The following is a 16,837-nucleotide window of genomic DNA, read 5'->3' on the forward strand; positions in this document are numbered from 1 at the left end:
GCGCGTGCGCACGGCCGAGGATGGCGGAACCGAATCGCGCCGTCCGACCCACAGCGATGCCACCGGCCCCAAACTCAGCAACAATCCGACCGACCCCGCCGTTTCAACGGAGTCGGGCAAGAATGCGCAACAGGGTCAACCGATTCAGCAAGGCGTACAGCAGGGACAACAACAACAGGCCCAACAGCAGCAGCAACAAGCGCCGCCGTCGCAACAACAGCCGGCTTACAATCCGAATCAAGATCTTCGCTCAAAACTGCTGTCCGCAATCGGTGGAATGTGGGAACAGAACGTCCGGCCGACACCGACTCCCGGCGAGAGATCGGCCGTGAATCCGCAGACCAATTATGAATGGCCCGCCAGCCAAACCTCGACCGCCGAAACGGAAATTCCGCCCATGGACACGGAAGTGAACACCGGAGTCGCGCAGGCGGCGCACCGCTGCTATATGAAATCCGGCGAAGCCGCCAAGATCTGTAGCGGGGCGCTCGCGCGTGCGCAAGGCGTCTCGGCGCAGATCCAACAAGCACAGCTCAGCGCGAACTCCGGTAATCCGTCCGCGTGCGCTTCCGTCGGAAATGCGACGGCCAGCGCAAACCAACAGATCCAAGGAGAGCAAAATACCTGCGCGGCCGTTCTCGCCCAGTGCGCGCAGATCTGCGCGTCGGCGCAATCGCAAGTCTCGGCTTATCCAGGAACGGACGCTTCCGTCCAAGTCGCGGAAGGTGCATCCGTTTGCCAAAGCGCGCAGGCCACCTCGGCGTCCATCGCGGTCAACCAGACCCAAATTCAGGCGGCCTACCAAGCGGCCGCGCAGTGCTATCAGCAGACGACCGGAACCGAATTCACGCCCACAACGGGTTCACCCGCACTCCGGCGCGCGTCCGCGGACTTCGGAAAAGGCACCGAGAACGGTGGACAGGCCTCGGCCTGCCCCGGGGGCGTCTGTGCGGCCGACGCGAATACGGGTTCACAGCAAATGCCGAATCCGGCGAAACTTCTCGTGGAAGATGAGGCCGGTGGTGGCGGTGGTGGACGTCAAGTGAGCGGTGGCGGTTACGCCGAGGCTTATAACATGCCGGACTTCGGTTCGAAGTTCCAGGCCACTTCCCCCAGCCGCAAAGTCGCGACAAAGCCGGGACAGCCCGCAGCGGCACAAGCGGCAATGGCTCCCGCGAAGAATCCGGGCTTTTTTATTAAAGACAAAGAAGCGGAACGGCGGGCGCGGGAATTCGCGAACTTGCCCCGCACACGCGGTCAGGCCGGTGGTGGCGGCGCGGGCGACGCCCGCCTCGCGCAGAAACCGGGCTTAGAACGATTCGTTCGTCGCCCCGCGAATCAACAGATGGGGATCGGCGGGAAGCATACGAACATCTTCACGACGATCACTCAAAGTTACGCAAGACACTCGGAACGTCTCCAGCCTTAAAGGCCGGAGACGTCACGACTCCTTAGCGGCAGACGCCACCGGATGCGCCCACGGCGCTGCAGCCCGAGTTGCCATTCGGCGAACCGCAGTTGCAGCCGGGGTGGCTGCGCCAGAAACAACGCACCAATACGCCGACTTTCGAGATGTCCGCCGGGATCGAAACCGTTCCACCTTGGCTGGAATCCGCCGTGTACAGATAGCCGGTCATGTTTGCGGGATTCACGTCCAACACGAAGACCGCTTGTCCCGAAGACGACTGCTCCAGGCTTTCCATGCGGATCCGCTCTTTCGAGGTCTCGATCACCGCGCGGGTGAAGATACGGTCGAAGGTTCCGGGACGACCGTCGGTGTTACCGCTGATCGACGCTTCGTATTTCACTTTCGGATAAGGCGCCACCAGCATGCGATTCATGGTCGCGGTGAAGTTCGCGCGGAAGTTGCGGTCTTGTGAACCGCAGACGAGCTCGGGGCCGGCGAAAGCGGCGGGAGCGAGCAGGGCCAGAACCAGGACGACGGACAGGGACTTCAGAATACGCATCGGTAAAACTCCTTTAACGGGGATGCTCGGAATTGGGGGTGGAGCGCTTGTAACGCCCCCCGGCCCGCCCGCGCGAGCGGAAAGGAGTCATTCTCATTGCGGGCGGCGTTTTCTCATTTACGCGCGCAAGGATGATGAAGAAAGGAAATGACCGGAACTACTTCTGCAGCAGAAAGATTTTGAGTTTCTTCACGGGGCGGCCTTCGGCGTTCACGAGGACGACCTCGGCGCCTTGGGATTTAAGAACCAGGTTCTCGACCGGGATCTCGTCCTTGGCGGCGTGATCCGCGACCACCGTCGGCTGACTGGCCGCCGCCGTGGCCCCGTGAGTGACGCTGCGGCTGCGGCTTTCGTCACGTTCGATGCGCAGCTCGGAAATATCGACGCCCGCGCCCAGCCCCGAACGTCCCGCGAGCGTCGCGCTGATCTCGAAGCTCTCCTTGCGGAAAGACAGACGTAGTCCCGCGCCCGCTTCGGCGCCCACGCCCAAGGCCGCGTTCATACTCACGCGCGCGTAGCTTCCTAAGAGAGATTCGGGACGCTGACTCAGGCCGATGCCGACCTGCCCGCCGGAAATGTTGAAACCCGTGATTCCCAATCCTAAGCCCACGCCACGAATCGAAACCGCGAGCGGAATGTCCTCGACCGCGCCCGTCACGTAGTCGTAGCACGACAGGCGTCCCGAGCCCGAAGCGGAGGTTCCGCCCACGCCGATGTAGGCCGAGGTGCCTTCGATCTTGAAGCTCATGTTGCAGTTGAAAAGAACCGGCGTGGTGACCGTCCCTGACTCGGCGAAAGCGGGAGCCGTCAGCGCGAGACTCGCCCCGAAAAGCAACTTGCGCGCGAAATTTTGCAGCGTGCGAAGACCAGCCACCCAAGACCTCATTCGTCAGAAACGTGAATTTACCATGGCGGGGCCGCCTCCGCAAAAATCGCTCGAACCGCCAGGGACGAACTTCAGGGTTGTCGAAAGTGTTGACGCACGTACGTCGTCTCGGAAAGCGGATGGCCGCCGACGGGCTTTTTCACCTATCATAAAGCGTGCTCCAAAGCTTTCTAGGCCTCATGGTTTTTCTGCTCATCTCCCCGGCCCTCGCGACGACTTGCCGCCCGGGCCCCCGTCCAGTCGCGATCGTCTTGAGCGGTGGCACGAGTCTGGGCGCCTACCAAGCCGGAGCCCTGACCCGCGCGCTTGAATTCTTCGCGGCCCGCCCCCAGGAGTACCAGGTGCAGATGTTCGCGGGCGCTTCGGCGGGCGGGATCAACGGTGTTTTGGGTTACCAAGACCTCTGCGGCGATCGCAATCCGGGCTGGCTCAAACGCTTTTGGACCGGTCCCGTCACCGAGACGCTCTTTCATCCCCACGCCGAAACCGGAAGCCTGCTGAACCGCGAAGCCTTCGCGCCGCTCGAGGCCGAGTTTCGCGCGGACTTCGCGCAGAGCCGCCACCGCTGCGAGACCGTGCTGTCGGTCGCGCTGACGCTCGCGGATCCGCTGCGGGTCGAGATCCCCGGTGATCAGGCGAGCCAATCCCAGTTTCTGACTTTCAATTTACGACTGACGCCCGGCCAGCCCGCGCGGCCTTCGAATTTCGTGAACCCTTTCGACTCGGCGACGAGTTCGCTGCTCGCGCTCGACGCGAATCAGCCAGCGACCGATCTGATGGACCTGGCGCGCGCGACCTCTTCGATTCCGCTGATTTTCCCCGCGCAGAAACTTCGTTACTGCGCACTCAAACGCGACGACCCCGGCCTTCGCCACGCGCCGCCGCCGTTCCAATGCCCCGCCTCCGAGATCCGCGAGGGCGCCTTCATCGATGGCGCGCTTCTCGATACGACGCCGCTCGCGCAGGCCGTGCGCCAACTGAAGCGCGGACTTGTGCACGACTGCACGGGCCTGGGCTCGAAGTGGCTGAGCGTTCCGCGCAACGAAAACCAGGGCGAGATTCTGAACGACCTGTTGATTTTGAATTTGGACGTGCGCAATCGCGCGCCCGACGACGGTCGTCCCGCGCAATCCCTCGCCGGGGGCGTCGGCAAACTTCTGGGCGATCTGCTGAAATCCGCGCGCGACCGCGAGATCGTGAATCTGCTGGAAGCCGAGCCCAAAGTGCGCGATCAGATTTTGTCGCTGCGTTCGCACTTCCCGCGCTGGTCCGAGGAATGGAACGGCTTTTTCGGTTTCTTCGACGCGGATCTGCGGCGTTTTGATTTCGCGGTCGGCTACGTCGACATGGAAAAATCCCTGCGTACGGACGGCGGGCGTGAAACCGGCGCGCTCGTGCAGTGCCTAAGGGCCTACGCCGAAAAACCCGTTGCCCGCTGCGCCGGACTTTCACGCGACGAAGAGATTCTTTTCCGCACCCTGGTGCGCGAGGACGTGAACGTCCCCACCGAGAAACCGAGCCGCTTCGCCCGTCGCATGCACGCGCTGTCGGAAGAAGGCTACGCCTTTCGCGAACTGGGCCTCGCCGGGAGCGAGGCCGCCATGGCCCCCGTTCGCGTGCGCGGGCAAGTCGATCGGGGCGCCCGCAGCTTGGCCCAGCATTACCCCGAAGATTCCGCGACAACTCTGGGTGTGGTCTCGAGTTATCTTTTCGGCGCGAGCGATCCCCTGCCCGTCGAGCGCGTTTACCATCTAAACTGGGGGACCGGCTTCGAAGCCGGCTACAGCCAGCTCGTGGGCCTGAACTACCTGCGCGGCAGCTACTGGCGTTGGCCGCTCGTGGCCGAGGTGTATTCGCCTTCACTCCTCGCGACGGCTCCGGGCCGCACGACCGCGATCAGTCTTTACAGCGGCATCGAACGCCAGAGCTTTTTCAGTTCTTCGGTTGAAAATCTGGTGAGTCTGCGCGCGGGCTACCAGTTCTCGACCGCAGAGGGCGAAATCCCTTGCACGCGCAGTCGACTGGAAGCCTGTCGCGGCCCCACCCTCGAACCCACGTTCGCCGTCGTTTTTTTCGGAAACTTCCGTCTGCAAGCCGCTTTGAAAATCACCTTCGACGAGCGCGACCTCGAAAACGTCACGGCCGCCACCCTCTTTCAGGGTGGACTGCAATTCTAACCGACGTCTTCAATTGGAAAAACGAAACTGCAAAAGCCCCGCCAGCGACTGCCCCGCGGTGGAGAGCCCCAACACCTCGCCCGACGACGCGACATGATGATCGAGAGTGATCCCCACGTCGAATACGCCCTTATTAAAGGGATGCACGCGGTATCGTTTCACGCGGTAAAAGGCGCTCGCGCGATGTTGAAAACCCCAGTGCAATTCGCTTTCACTGAGACGATCCGCCTTCTGGTCACCGTACTGAAAAACCCTGAGCCCCAAACCCGCGTCATAAAAGAAGCTCCACGGCCGCAGGGTGAGCCAGCGACGACTCAGCATGAAACCCGCATCGTAAGAGCGGATGTGGGGCTCGATCATGGCGGGAAATTTCGCGCGCATCCGCGATAGGATCTCGGCGCCACCCCCGCCGTAGTCGTGAAAATCCAACCCCAGCACGAAGCCCCAGTGGTCTTCGCGGTAGTAACCGAAATCGAGCCCCCACGCGAAGGTGTTGCGCGAGCCCAAATCCGCGAGGTCTCCGGTTCGCGCCGCGGTCGTCCCGATCTGCAGACCGATGAAGAACGGATCGTGGGACGGCACCGGTTTTTCGCGGATCCGCACGATCTCGGCCCGGCGACGGCACTGCCAGTCACCGACCTGACCATCGGCTTCAAGCGTTTTCGCCTCGATGAAGAAATCGAACGCGAGTTCTTTCAAGATCTCTTCTTTCGACGCATCGAACTCCCAAAGCAGCGAAAACATCTGCTCGGGCGGCATCACGCCGTGAAAATCCTGAAAGGCTTCGGCGTTCAGAAATTCGCGCAGTTTGTCCCCGGGACGCAGGCGAAGATCCAGCGCGCGTCCCGAGCGGTTTTGCGCCTGGACGCGCACGCCGAAGGAATCCGCGCTTTCGATCATCGCCGCCATGAACTGAAAGCCGCACTCGCTTTCGGCGGTGCCGCCCTTGGGTTCGCGCACTTCGGCATCCCACCGGACCCGGTAACTGGGACTGGGTGCCACGTTGGGCGCGGTGGAAAAAAGCTGCGCGTGAAGGGACAACGGAAAAAGGAGAAGAAACAGGAACGACCACATCCCCGCACGCTAGCACGCACGGGCGCGCTCCGCCTACAAACGATTCATGGCGTTTTCGACAAATTCCTTTTTGACGTGGATTTGATAGCGGGGCGTCGCTTCGAAAAGCTGGTAGTCCGCGCGATTCTCGAAAAACTCCCCCAGCCCCGACGTCTCGGTCCCGGTGTTAGACGTCGCGCGAATGGTCACGTCCGGAAGATTTTCGGCCCCGGAAAAGTAAGCGACGGTCTCATCCCGTAGCGCCGTGCTGACCGGGAAGCGGTACAAAAAGCCCAACGCGTCGAGTTCGGACAAAAGGTAATATCCGGGGCGCTCGGGATAAACGAGCAGCGACACCGGCCCCGGAGGCAAACGCTCCAGCGAGGCCGTCACGCTTTCGATCTCTTGAGAAATGGGCCGCGTCGTCCAAAGACCTTGGTAGCGACCCGTTTTGATTTCATCCAGCGACGCCATCCGCGTCTGCCCCTCGGGCATGCGCTGGTATTGCGCGACGACCAGAAGCATCGAAAAACAAAAGGCCGAGACGAGGACGGGCCACTTCACGTCACGCACCCAGCCCGACGCGAAAAAGAAAATCATCAAAGGGAAGAGTCCCACCGCAACGCCGGGAAGGCCGCGCGTGAACCCCAAGACGAGCGCCAACGAGAGGCTCGCCGCGATCAAAAAGCCCGGCTTGAAATCCTCAGGCAGACTCGCGCGAATTTTCCAGAAATGCGAAAGCACGAGCGGCGACATAAGTACGATGATGAACTCGGCCGGATACGGTGCCTGCGGCCAACCCACGATCGCGAAAAACATCGCGAGCGCCGCGAACAGAAAATGGAAAAAACGCGCGGGCAAAACGAAAGCGAAAACGAGCGACAGCAAAAACACGAGCCCCATATGTCCGCCCGGAAGCACCCACGCATCGGCCGCGACACCCTTCCAGCCCAGCAGATTGTTTTGCACATGCCAGGCCTCGCGAAAGCCTTCGGGATTGATTTCACGCACGGCCAGAAACGCCAAAAACGCCGCCAAATTCAGACTCGCGGCCAGGTGCATTTTCACGAGCCCGTCTTCGCCCGCGCGCGCGGGCCTCAGCATCATCGCCAGAACCCCCAAGACCAAAACCGGTAAAGTTTCGGGACACGCCACGCCGAGCAAAAATCCCGTCAAGGGCAGTATCCACGACTTCACCGCCGTCGGGGCCTGCATCCAGCGCCAAGCGCTCGCGACGACCGTCACGCCTAGCAGCGACGCCATCGAAAGCGGATGCACGCCCATCACGTTCAGCGGGACGAAACTCACGAGCGGGGCCGCGAACAAAAGCGTCGCGAAGGGCGCCACCCGGTGACGAAAAACGAAGCCCAAAAGCAAAGCGAAAAGCCACGACAGGCCGAGCTTCAGTTCGCGCAGATGCAGCACGATCCCTTCGGAGCTCAACCGGCCCGTCAATTCGTTGGCGAGACGGAAAAACGGATAAACGAGCAGCTGCGCGAGCTGATCCAGACCGAGTTCTTTACGAAAGAAACCCTCGTGAACGAGCAGATCCAATTGGTAAAGGACGTGGCGGGACTCTTGGATCAGATCGAGTCCGTAGTAAAGGCGGCTCCATGAAAAAATCCAAACGCAGGCCGCGAGCATCATCGCCGAAGGCAGGCCAAAGCGTCTCCACTGCTCATCCATTTTTCGCGCCCACGCTTTTATCCATGCTTCACAGGATGCGGGCCACGCCCCCAAAAACCAACCTTACCCGGGAACCTATGGACCTTCGTCCAAGGGTCAAGCGGGGTCGAGACGCGCCCCTAAAAGAAAGCGGCGAAACAAGAACAGACAAGGTCCCGGACCATAGTGCGCGGTCAGGCGTTTTTCATAACGAGCGACGAAGTCTTGGAAGCGCTCCGGGGTCATTTGTTTTTCGAATTCCGTCAGGAACGTTCCGCGCGTCCAGTCCGCCACTTGCGTCGCGCGCGCCATCGGATGCAGATAGACCTTCTCGCGCACGTCGATGTCGCCAAAGCCGAGATCGAACAGAATCTGCGCGTAATGGGTCAGCGGCTCGACCGCATGGGCCTCGCGCGCATCAACCTCGGGAAAACCCGCGATCTCTTCCATGGCCAAGCGATGGGAAGGCTCGCCGTAGTTGTGGGGCATCTGCACCAGGAGCGCTCCGCCCGGCGCAAGCAAACGACGCAACTTCGCGAAGACCGCACGATGATCGGGCATCCACTGGATCGCGGCGTTCGACAAAATGAGATCGTAGACCTGATCTTCGGGGAAGGCCTCGAAAGAACTTTCGACGTAGGTCACGCCCTGGGTGGTCGCCCGCGCTTTGGCGAGCATCGTGGGCGAGGGGTCCACGCCCGTCACGGCTTCGGCGCGAAACTCCGTTCACGCTCGTTCTGGAACTTAAGATACTGATCCGGATTCCAATTGTTCATCTCATCCAATTCAGACCGAAAGCGATCAACGCGGGGACGGCCTGCACCCAAAAAATGCGTTTAGAGACGGTGGCGGCCCCAAAAATCCCGGCGACGATCACGCAGCCCGTGAAGAACAGCGCGAGCGGAACCCGCATCGACTCCTCGGCGACCAACGACCACACGAGCCCCGCGGCCAGAAAACCGTTGTAGAGCCCCTGGTTCATGGCGAGCGATTTGGATTTCTTGGCGAAGTCCGCATCCAAACGGAAAACATTCATGCCGGGCTGCTTGTCCCACAGGAACATCTCCAGGACCAGAAATCCGAAATGTTGAAGCGCGATGAACGCCAAGAGACATTGAATGAGGACTTCCATGAAAACTCCTAGTAATGACCGAAAACGAGCAGACCGTCGGTCAGGCTGACTTTCAAACTGTGAACTTTTTCAAGCCCTAGCCCACGCATCATACCGAGGACGAAAATCAAGTTCGTGACCTCGGTCGCCGCATACGCGCTTTTTAACGCCGCATCGTTTTGCCCGATCCCGCGCTCGATCGCCTTTTCCAGATCGTCGGTCCCGTAACTCATCTTCTTCATCCGATTCACGAGGCTGGTCGAGTGTACGCCCCCGATGCCGTAGGCCTCGTTGCCGACGGACGCGGGCAGTTTCGCGCGCAGTTCGGTCCCTTGCTTCAGCGCATGCGTCAGCGCGAGATCCGCCTCTTCTTTGGTCAGCGGATTCGGGGAGGGTCCTTTCTTCTTCGTTTCGCGTAGCAGCCAGTTTTTGAAGCTGACCGAGGCGATGTTCGATTCAACGACGAGGATCTGCCCGTTTTCCGCCGGCGTCACGAGCTGCTGGCTCCCGCCGCCGATATCCCAGACCAGCGCCTTTTGCCCCACGCGGGGAAGTTTCGTTTGCGCGGCGTTGTAGCCCCACATTCCCTCTTCCTTCTGGGTGATCAGCTTCACGTTGATGCCCAGCTCGCGGTTCAACGACTCGAGGTAGAGCGGACCGTTTGCGGCCTCGCGGAAGGCGGCGGTCGCCACCCCCAGATGCTTGTCGACCTCGAGGTCTTTGAGCTTCTCTTTCATCTGCGCGATAAAGCGGCGGGCCTCGGCGCGGGTGGTTTCGCGGAATTCCTTTTTCGCCGAGCGGTCTAGATCTTCTTTGAAGTTCGCCTTTTGCGACTCGTCCAACAGCACCTTGACGATTTTGAGCTCGCAGGTGTTCACCACGGCCGCCTTCACCTTGACCGAGCCGGAGCCCAAATCCCAGGCGGCACGACGCTCCTCGCAGGCCGTCGCCGGGTTCGAGGATTTCGTGCCCCCGCCCGCGCAGCCCGCCAGAAAGACCAGCGCCCAAAGCCCTGCGATCAAAAGTCTCCGTCGTTCTGCCGGTCGTGATGCCGTCCGATTCATGAATTCTCCTTCGCCCTGCCAGCTTTCAAAAAATCCCGGGATCCGTCAATGAAAGACGCTGACTTCGGGTGGGCTTCGGGCAGAATCAACGGATGGAATCCATGCCGACCCCCGCCGCGACCTCCGCCACTCCGGAAAAACTGAAATTCACGGGCTACCAAAAATTCGTCGTGGCCGCGCTCGCCTTTTTGCAGTTCACGATCATTTTGGACTTCATGATTCTATCGCCCTTGGGCGCGATCTTGATGCCCGCGCTCAATATCACGACGGCGCAATTCGGATGGGTCGTTTCATGTTACGCGTTCAGTGCGGGCGTCTCGGGGATTCTGGCGGCGGGATTCGCCGATCGCTTCGACCGCAAGAAGATGCTGCTTTTCTTCTACACGGGCTTTTTGCTGGGAACTTTGTTCTGCGGACTTGCGCCCGACTACCCTTCGCTTTTGATCGCGCGCACCGTGACGGGACTTTTCGGGGGCGTGATGGGTTCGATCGTTTTCGCGATCTCGACGGATCTTTTCCCCTACGAGATGCGCGGACGCGTGATGGGCCTTCTGCAGACGGCCTTTGCCGCAAGCCAGGTCCTCGGTATCCCGTTCTCACTCTACCTTTCGAACTCTCTCGGCTGGCATGCGCCGTTCATCTTGATCGTGGCTTTCGGAGCCGTGGTCGGACTGATCCTTCTGTGGAAACTTCGCCCCATCAACGGACACTTGGCCTATAAAGCCGAGCGCAGCCCCCTTCGCCACTTGATCCACACCTTGACGCAACCCCGGTACCTTCAAGGCTTCGCGGCCACCTGCCTCCTGGCCACCGGCGGCTTCATGCTGATGCCGTTCGGCTCCAATTTCCACGTCCACAATCTGGGCGTCAGCCTGGACATGCTCCCGGCGATCTACATGGCAACCGGGATCGCTTCGCTGATCCTGGGACCGCTTTCGGGAAAACTGAGCGACACCTACGGTAAATACCGGATGTTCGTCGTCGGCACCGTCGTCACGGCCCTCGCCTGCTACGTTTACACGCGTATGGGAATCTCTCCGCTGTGGGCCGTCGTCGGCATCAATATCCTGATGTTCGTGGGCGTGACCGCGCGGATCATCTCCAGCTCCGCACTCGCGTCCGCGCTGCCGCTCGCCCCCGACCGGGGAGCCTACATGGCGATCAGCTCCTCACTGCAACAGGTTTCGGGTGGAATCGCGGCGGCCGTCGCGGGCCTGATCGTCGTGCAGAAAAACGACGGACCGCTCGAGCATTTCGATACGTTGGGCGATATCGTCATCGTCTCGGCCGTCATCAGCGCGGTTTTGATGTACGGGATCCACCGTTATTTGAAAAATCTGAAAGCGGCTCAGAGCTGAGCTTCGGGCCTTGAAGCCGCGCGCTTTTTCTTCATTTTCGAACCCGAGCGCGGCTTGAAATCCCCGCCCGGCAGCCCCCATGCGTACTGGTGGGCCAACTGGCCGTCGGTGAAAATGCAAAGGGTGATCTCTTCCCGAAAGCTCTCGCGGTCGCTCGGGTCCCCGTAACTAAAAATCACGCTCTGACATTCCGCCGTCGTTTCCAGACGGTCAAAGGAATGAACCGTGATCGAGGGGTGATTGTTGCTCGCCACCCACATCTGGATTTGCCCGCGATCATCGCGGCCGATCCAGGACATCTCTTGATGGAAAATTTCGCCGTGTTCGCCGATGGCCGAACTTTGCAGAGCGAGCACCTTGTCGGGAAGTTTCGTGGAGAGCGTCAGCTCTGAACGAAAGGTCTCACGCTCGTGATTCAGGCCGCGTCCCTCGTACGTTCCCAGCGCCTGCAAGAGCAGTCCCCAAGCCGTATTTGATGAATCCATGCCGCCTCCCGGAAGAACGACAGATCACCATATTCCGGCGAATCTGTCCACGAGCGGGACGTCCGGTTTCACGTGGCGGTCCTGCGTCCAACTCAAGCGCTCTTAAGGCTCTTTAAACTGAAATTTTCAAGATCGCGGGCGATCCGACTGCGCATCGGGGCCGCGAAAAGTTTCAAGCGCGCCGTGATCCGCGCCGTAAACTCACGCGGCATATAGGGTTTCGCGATATAGTCTTCGGCGCCGAGCCCCAGTCCCCGTGAGCGTTCGTCGATCTCGGATTTCGAGGTCAGGAAAACGACCGGAATATGACGCAAGAACTGGTTCTCTTTCAGGCGGCGGACGAATTCAAAACCGCTGCCGTCCGGCAGCATAACGTCCATTAAGACCATGTCAAAATCCTCGGTCTTCATACGTTCGCGCGCCTCGGAAAGCGAACCGGCGACCGTCATCAGATATTGATCACTCAGACAGTTCAGCGCCATGAGTTGGAAGTCTTTTTGGTCTTCGACGAGAAGGATTTTTTGCATGAGTCGCCTCCTGGGTTAGTCACAGGATAGCGAACGAACGACTTCTTAGGGGTGATGCTTGGTTCTCAAACGCGTTTCAGATTGAGACGGCGGCCTGATTTCCTCGGTTTTCGACCGCCGCCTCAAACGTTCTTAACAATTCAGGCTTCAATTCAAAGGCTCCGCAGAGTCCGAAATCTCCTCACACTTGAGCAAATAACGGCGAGGCGAAGTTCCCGTCGGTGAATCGACATGCAGCGTGAGGGGATCGCTACCACGGAAGCCGCAGCCGTCATTAAAAATGTCGAACGCGCGGAGTGAGCCGATCCCCGGAAGATCCACGAAATGCCGGAGTTCTTCCGCGCAGCGCGTGCTCATATAGGTTGTCGACCAAGACGTCGCGATGACCGCATCGTTCGCAAAACCGGCGAAGGTGACTTCGACCGGGGTTTTTGAAGAGCGCCAGAACTCGGGCTCGGGATCGCCGGTGCGTTTGATCTCCAGATCGAAGTCGGGGCCGCGATGGCCGTCGGCGACCGCCGCGCAGCGAACGTGGGTGGGCGCAGGGCTGAAGATTTGAATTTGGGCTTGGGCATTCGTGGCCATCAGCCAGCCGGCCAAAGTGAGAATCAGTTTGTTCATCATAAGAACCTCCGTTGAAGAGCGATGTACGCATTTTTCCCCAATTGGTAAAATTCATTGATTTAATGGACCAATCGATTAATTCGATATCTATGAGCCTGTCATCGCTCTCGTTGGATGCATTTATCGCCGTCTCGCGGTCGGGGTCGTTTACGACCGCGGCGCGCGAGCTGGGGTTGACCCAGAGCGCGCTTTCGCAACGGATTTTGAATCTAGAAGGGGACATCGGCGCGGCCGTTTTCGCGCGCGGCGCCCGGGGCGTGACCTTGACCGCACTCGGCGAAAAGCTCCTGCACTACGCACTTCGCAAAGACCTGATGGAAACGGAGCTCCTGCAGGAGCTCAAAATTCGCCGAGGCCTCACGGAGGTCTCCGGCCATGCCCGCATCGCGGGCTTCTCAACCCTCAACGCGAGCCTGCTGGTCCCCGCCCTCGCGGCTTTTCGCGAACGCTATCCCCGCGTGAGCCTGACGATCGAAACTTTGGAAATCCGCGAAATCGGCCCCGCGCTTCGGCAAGGTCGCGTGGACCTGGCCTTCACGACCGAGAAACCCACCGGCGCGGGTTTGGAATTTGAACTCGTGGGCCACGAGATGAATGTACAGGTCCGTCGACGCGCGGATCGCACAACCCCCGAAACGTTCCTGGATCATGACGACAAGGACACCACCAGCCTGGAATTCCTGCGCTTGCAGGGTGTGAAATCTCCGAACCCGCACCGCGATTTTTTAGGCGACATCCACGGCATTCTGGCTGGCGTCCGCGCGGGCTTAGGCACCGCGGTCGTCCCGCGACATCTGGTGACCGAGGACCTACGGATCGTGCCGGGTCAAAAGGCGATGAAGGTCCCCGTCTATCTGACCTCGATCCGCCAAAGCTACGATCCCCGTTTTCTGACCGCGCTCAAGGAAAGCTTAAGGGTCTCCATCGCGCGTGCTTTGGGCTGAGGACGGCGCGAGCGTCGCCACCAAACGCTGGGCGACGAACTCGTAGAAGCTTTGCTTGGAAATCAGCTTCGAAACCCCCTGGCCGATCATCGCGGCCATCATCAGCGGCAAAATGGATGAATGGCGATCCGTCATTTCCAGAATCAAAATGAACGCGGTCAATGGCGAATGCGTGAGGGCCGCGAGCGCGGCGGTCATCCCCGCCAGCGCCGCGAGGGGCAGTAGCGTCCCCAGCACAAAAGTCGCCACCAGACTTCCCGTCGCGCCACCGATCGCGAGGGTCGGCGCGAAAATTCCCCCGGCCCCGCCGCTCGCGAACGTGAGTCCGCTCCCAATGAAGCGCGCGAACAGATCCGCGGGTGTCGCCACACCTTCACGGAACAGTAGCGGGTCGATCACCTCGCGCCCCGAGCCCATCGTTTTCGGCGTCACGAAAACGATCAAAAGGGCGAACAGAAAACCGAACGTCAACGCCGCCAAGGCCTTCGCGCCACGGCTCGTGAACAGAGCGCGCAGCTGAAAAATGTACTTCAGAAACTGACCGAACAGCGCGCCCACAAGGCCCGCCGACAACGACACCAAAATGACCATGCCGACCTGGCCCCAGGAAAACTCCGCCAGCTTCGGGTAGCCGAAATACAGGTACGATCCCATCACAACCTGCGAAATCAAACCCGCGACCACGACCGCGTGCAGGATTCCGGTCCGAAAGAACGAAAGGTGTGATTTCGCAAGTTCCTCGATCACGTAGGCGATTCCGCCGAGCGGAGTGTTGAAAGCCGCGGCCAATCCCGCCGCGCCTCCGGCGAGAATCATGCCTTGCCGATTGGGAATCTTGAGCCGCGCGGGGAGGTAACGATTCGTCAAATCGAAGATGGAACCGGCGATCTGCAAGGTCGGCCCCTCCCGGCCGATGGCGCCACCGCCCACCACCGCGACGAGCGAACTCGCCACTTTAACCAGGATGATCCGCAATCCCAGAAGCCGCGGGATCACGGCCGCGGCGCCGGGCGTCTCGGTCAACTCGCTGGCGGCCATCAGCTGCGGAATGCCGCTGCCGTTCGCGTAGGGCGCAAATCGGTCCACCAGCCACCACGACACCAAAAAGAGCGAAGGCGTGATCACGAGGAGACCGTAGCCCGCGAAAACCAAAAGCTCGGCCGCTAGCAGCTCCGCCCGGTGGAAGATCTGCGCGTAGATGATCGCGGCCAGCGCCGTGGCGGCGCCCGCGATCCAGTACGGAAGCGCGCCGAGAAACTTCTGGCGTGCCGAGGCCAGGTGATTGCGCTCGTCAAACAGATCCACGGCGACATGAGCCTGCTGATTCAAACGCGCGCGAATTTTTTCTCGCCAGCTCTTGAACATACCGGCCGTTCTACTCCCCTCTGCCGCGCAGGGCAAGACGTTGATTCCCCTGCCCGCGAGCCTAGCATGAAGCCATGTACCGAATCTACGGCTCGACCCGCTCTCCTTTCGCGCGCATCCCGCGGCTCTTCATGATCCAGCATGGGATCCCGTTTCATTTCGAAGTCATCGACTTTCTTGATTCACGCGAAGAGGCGGCACGTTTAGCGTCACTCACGCCGATCAATAAAGTCCCGTTTCTCGAGGACGGCGCGCAAATCTATTACGATTCGCGCGTGATCATGAACCACCTCATGAAAAAGCACGAAATCCCCGCGCTCTCTGCCGATGACGAGAACCGCGTGACCGCGATCTATTCGCTGATGGATTCCCTGGTGCATCTGTTTCTGATGCGTCGGAACGGTTTCGACGTCGATTCGCCCAACGTCTTCATTGACCGTCTGAAGGCGCGCGTCCCCGCGGCGCTCGAGTTCACGCGGGCGTGGAGCGCGAGCCTTGATCCCGACCGGGCGGAGGATTGGAATTACGCTTCGATGAGTCTGTACGCCGCGCTCTTCTGGGCCGATGCGCGAGGGCTTCTGAAATTGGCCGACGAGCCCGCGCACGCCGCCTTCCTGGAGCGCTTCGCGAAAAGACCGGGTATCACTGAGACCGGATTTTAGGACTTTTTCGTTTTGTCGAATTTGTCCCGCGCCCGCTTCACTTGATCCCAGTGGTCCGTCACCCATTCCAAAAGCCGGTCCATGGGCTTCATGAGTTCAAGACCCAAGGGGGTCAACTCGTATTCGACCTTGGGAGGGACGACCGGAAACACCTCACGTGTGACGAGCCCGTCGCGTTCGAGTGACCGGAGCGTGGACGTCAGCATCGTCTGCGAGATGCCATAGAGGTTTCGTTGCAGCTCTGAAAAACGTTCGCGCCCCCCGCGGCCTCGATCAGGTAATGGGGACCCGTCGCGTTTCCGTAAATCCGTCCCGAGGCGGGGCCATGCGCGTAGAAGAAAAAGACTTTGGGCTTCGTCTTCGCGCCCGCGCGGACTTTGTCTTCGACTTTTTTGATGGCGGCAGTGAAGCGTGCGATCTCGGCCTGCCCTTTTTCTTTTTGCCCCAAAACTTCGGCGATGGTGGTCACGCGACGTTTGTAGCCTTCGATCCCCCCTTTGTCCGAAGCTTCGAGTATCAGCACCGGCACCTTCGCCGAGCGCAGCTGCTGCACGGAGGCGGGCGGCAAGTTCTCTTCGGTCGCGATCACGAGATCGGGCTTCAGGCTGATCATGCCTTCCACACTGGGACGATACGGATGCCCGACCTTTTCGATTTTTTCGACCGCGGCCGGGAACTGCGCACCGGCATCGACGCCGACGATGCGCGCACCTTCCCCCAAGGCGAAGATGATCTCCGTCGTGGTCGGATTGATCGCGACGATCCGTTTCGGATTCTCGATCGTGATCGAGGTTTGGTCGTAACCGGTGACGGTGACCGCTTCGGCGAGCGGCGACAAAGAAAGGGCGAAGGCAATCACGAACATCCAGCGCATGGGGTATCTCCTCTGCGCATCTGGATAATGTGAGCAAGATTCAGATTCAATCTTCCGACGGCGGGGGCGGAAGTT

The 16,837-nt window shown here is 60.3% G+C and carries 17 protein-coding genes; 5 read left to right on the top strand and 12 right to left on the bottom strand.

Features of this window, described 5'->3' with window-relative positions:
- Positions 1-1,429 (top strand): hypothetical protein (locus KF767_17485; protein MBX3019685.1); only part of this gene is annotated, 1,429 nt, incomplete at its 5' end.
- 22 nt (positions 1,430-1,451) lie between these two features.
- Here KF767_17485 and KF767_17490 read toward each other — a convergent pair.
- Entirely contained in the window at positions 1,452-1,967 is a 516-nt protein-coding gene (locus KF767_17490; protein MBX3019686.1) for a hypothetical protein, read from the bottom strand.
- A 157-nt stretch (positions 1,968-2,124) separates the two neighbouring features.
- Positions 2,125-2,841 (bottom strand): hypothetical protein, encoded by a 717-nt coding sequence (locus tag KF767_17495; GenBank protein MBX3019687.1) that lies wholly within the window; start codon positions 2,839-2,841, stop codon positions 2,125-2,127.
- A 191-nt stretch (positions 2,842-3,032) separates the two neighbouring features.
- Between KF767_17495 and KF767_17500 the strand changes: the two genes are divergently transcribed.
- Positions 3,033-5,030, top strand: coding sequence for a patatin-like phospholipase family protein (locus KF767_17500; GenBank protein ID MBX3019688.1), 1,998 nt, complete (start codon positions 3,033-3,035; stop codon positions 5,028-5,030).
- Positions 5,031-5,039: 9 nt separating this feature from the next.
- Here the strand turns inward: KF767_17500 and KF767_17505 are convergent, their stop codons facing one another.
- The 5 genes from KF767_17505 to KF767_17525 all read right to left on the bottom strand — a co-directional run bounded on the left by KF767_17505 (position 5,040) and on the right by KF767_17525 (position 9,881).
- Entirely contained in the window at positions 5,040-5,990 is a 951-nt protein-coding gene (locus tag KF767_17505; GenBank protein MBX3019689.1) for a hypothetical protein, read from the bottom strand.
- A 147-nt stretch (positions 5,991-6,137) separates the two neighbouring features.
- A complete protein-coding gene (locus KF767_17510) occupies positions 6,138-7,769 on the bottom strand; it encodes a hypothetical protein (GenBank protein MBX3019690.1) in 1,632 nt (543 codons plus the stop codon).
- A 96-nt stretch (positions 7,770-7,865) separates the two neighbouring features.
- Positions 7,866-8,453 (bottom strand): methyltransferase domain-containing protein, encoded by a 588-nt coding sequence (locus KF767_17515; protein ID MBX3019691.1) that lies wholly within the window; start codon positions 8,451-8,453, stop codon positions 7,866-7,868.
- Positions 8,454-8,520: 67 nt separating this feature from the next.
- Entirely contained in the window at positions 8,521-8,880 is a 360-nt protein-coding gene (locus KF767_17520; GenBank protein MBX3019692.1) for a DUF1304 domain-containing protein, read from the bottom strand.
- Between the two features lie 8 nt (positions 8,881-8,888).
- A complete protein-coding gene (locus KF767_17525; GenBank protein ID MBX3019693.1) occupies positions 8,889-9,881 on the bottom strand; it encodes a hypothetical protein in 993 nt (330 codons plus the stop codon).
- A gap of 134 nt (positions 9,882-10,015) precedes the next feature.
- Between KF767_17525 and KF767_17530 the strand changes: the two genes are divergently transcribed.
- Positions 10,016-11,281: an MFS transporter gene (locus KF767_17530; protein ID MBX3019694.1), complete on the top strand. Its 1,266-nt coding sequence runs from the start codon at positions 10,016-10,018 to the stop codon at positions 11,279-11,281.
- On the opposite strand, the gene KF767_17535 is transcribed toward KF767_17530, so the two are convergent.
- From KF767_17535 to KF767_17545, 3 genes are all read right to left on the bottom strand, one after another.
- The gene (locus tag KF767_17535) at positions 11,272-11,766 is read right to left on the bottom strand and encodes a hypothetical protein (GenBank protein ID MBX3019695.1); all 495 of its coding nucleotides are present in this window, start codon (positions 11,764-11,766) and stop codon (positions 11,272-11,274) included. The two genes, KF767_17530 and KF767_17535, sit on opposite strands and share 10 nt — an antisense overlap.
- 92 nt (positions 11,767-11,858) lie before the next feature.
- Complete coding sequence (locus tag KF767_17540) at positions 11,859-12,293, bottom strand: response regulator (protein ID MBX3019696.1); 435 nt, start codon at positions 12,291-12,293, stop codon at positions 11,859-11,861.
- A gap of 147 nt (positions 12,294-12,440) precedes the next feature.
- Complete coding sequence (locus KF767_17545; GenBank protein MBX3019697.1) at positions 12,441-12,917, bottom strand: hypothetical protein; 477 nt, start codon at positions 12,915-12,917, stop codon at positions 12,441-12,443.
- 89 nt (positions 12,918-13,006) lie between these two features.
- On the opposite strand from KF767_17545, the gene KF767_17550 reads away from it, so the two are divergent.
- Positions 13,007-13,861 carry a LysR family transcriptional regulator gene (locus KF767_17550; GenBank protein ID MBX3019698.1) on the top strand — a complete coding sequence of 285 codons (855 nt, stop codon included), beginning with the start codon at positions 13,007-13,009 and terminating at the stop codon, positions 13,859-13,861.
- Here KF767_17550 and KF767_17555 read toward each other — a convergent pair.
- A complete protein-coding gene (locus tag KF767_17555; protein MBX3019699.1) occupies positions 13,829-15,226 on the bottom strand; it encodes a chloride channel protein in 1,398 nt (465 codons plus the stop codon). The genes KF767_17550 and KF767_17555 overlap by 33 nt on opposite strands.
- Positions 15,227-15,300: 74 nt before the next feature.
- Between KF767_17555 and KF767_17560 the strand changes: the two genes are divergently transcribed.
- The gene (locus tag KF767_17560) at positions 15,301-15,888 is read left to right on the top strand and encodes a glutathione S-transferase (GenBank protein ID MBX3019700.1); all 588 of its coding nucleotides are present in this window, start codon (positions 15,301-15,303) and stop codon (positions 15,886-15,888) included.
- Here the strand turns inward: KF767_17560 and KF767_17565 are convergent.
- Positions 15,885-16,802, bottom strand: coding sequence for a helix-turn-helix transcriptional regulator (locus KF767_17565; GenBank protein ID MBX3019701.1), 918 nt, complete (start codon positions 16,800-16,802; stop codon positions 15,885-15,887). The genes KF767_17560 and KF767_17565 overlap by 4 nt on opposite strands.
- Positions 16,803-16,837 lie beyond the last annotated feature (35 nt).

The sequence above is a fragment of the Pseudobdellovibrionaceae bacterium genome (assembly GCA_019637875.1).
Lineage (GTDB): Bacteria > Bdellovibrionota > Bdellovibrionia > Bdellovibrionales > Bdellovibrionaceae > JAHBUW01.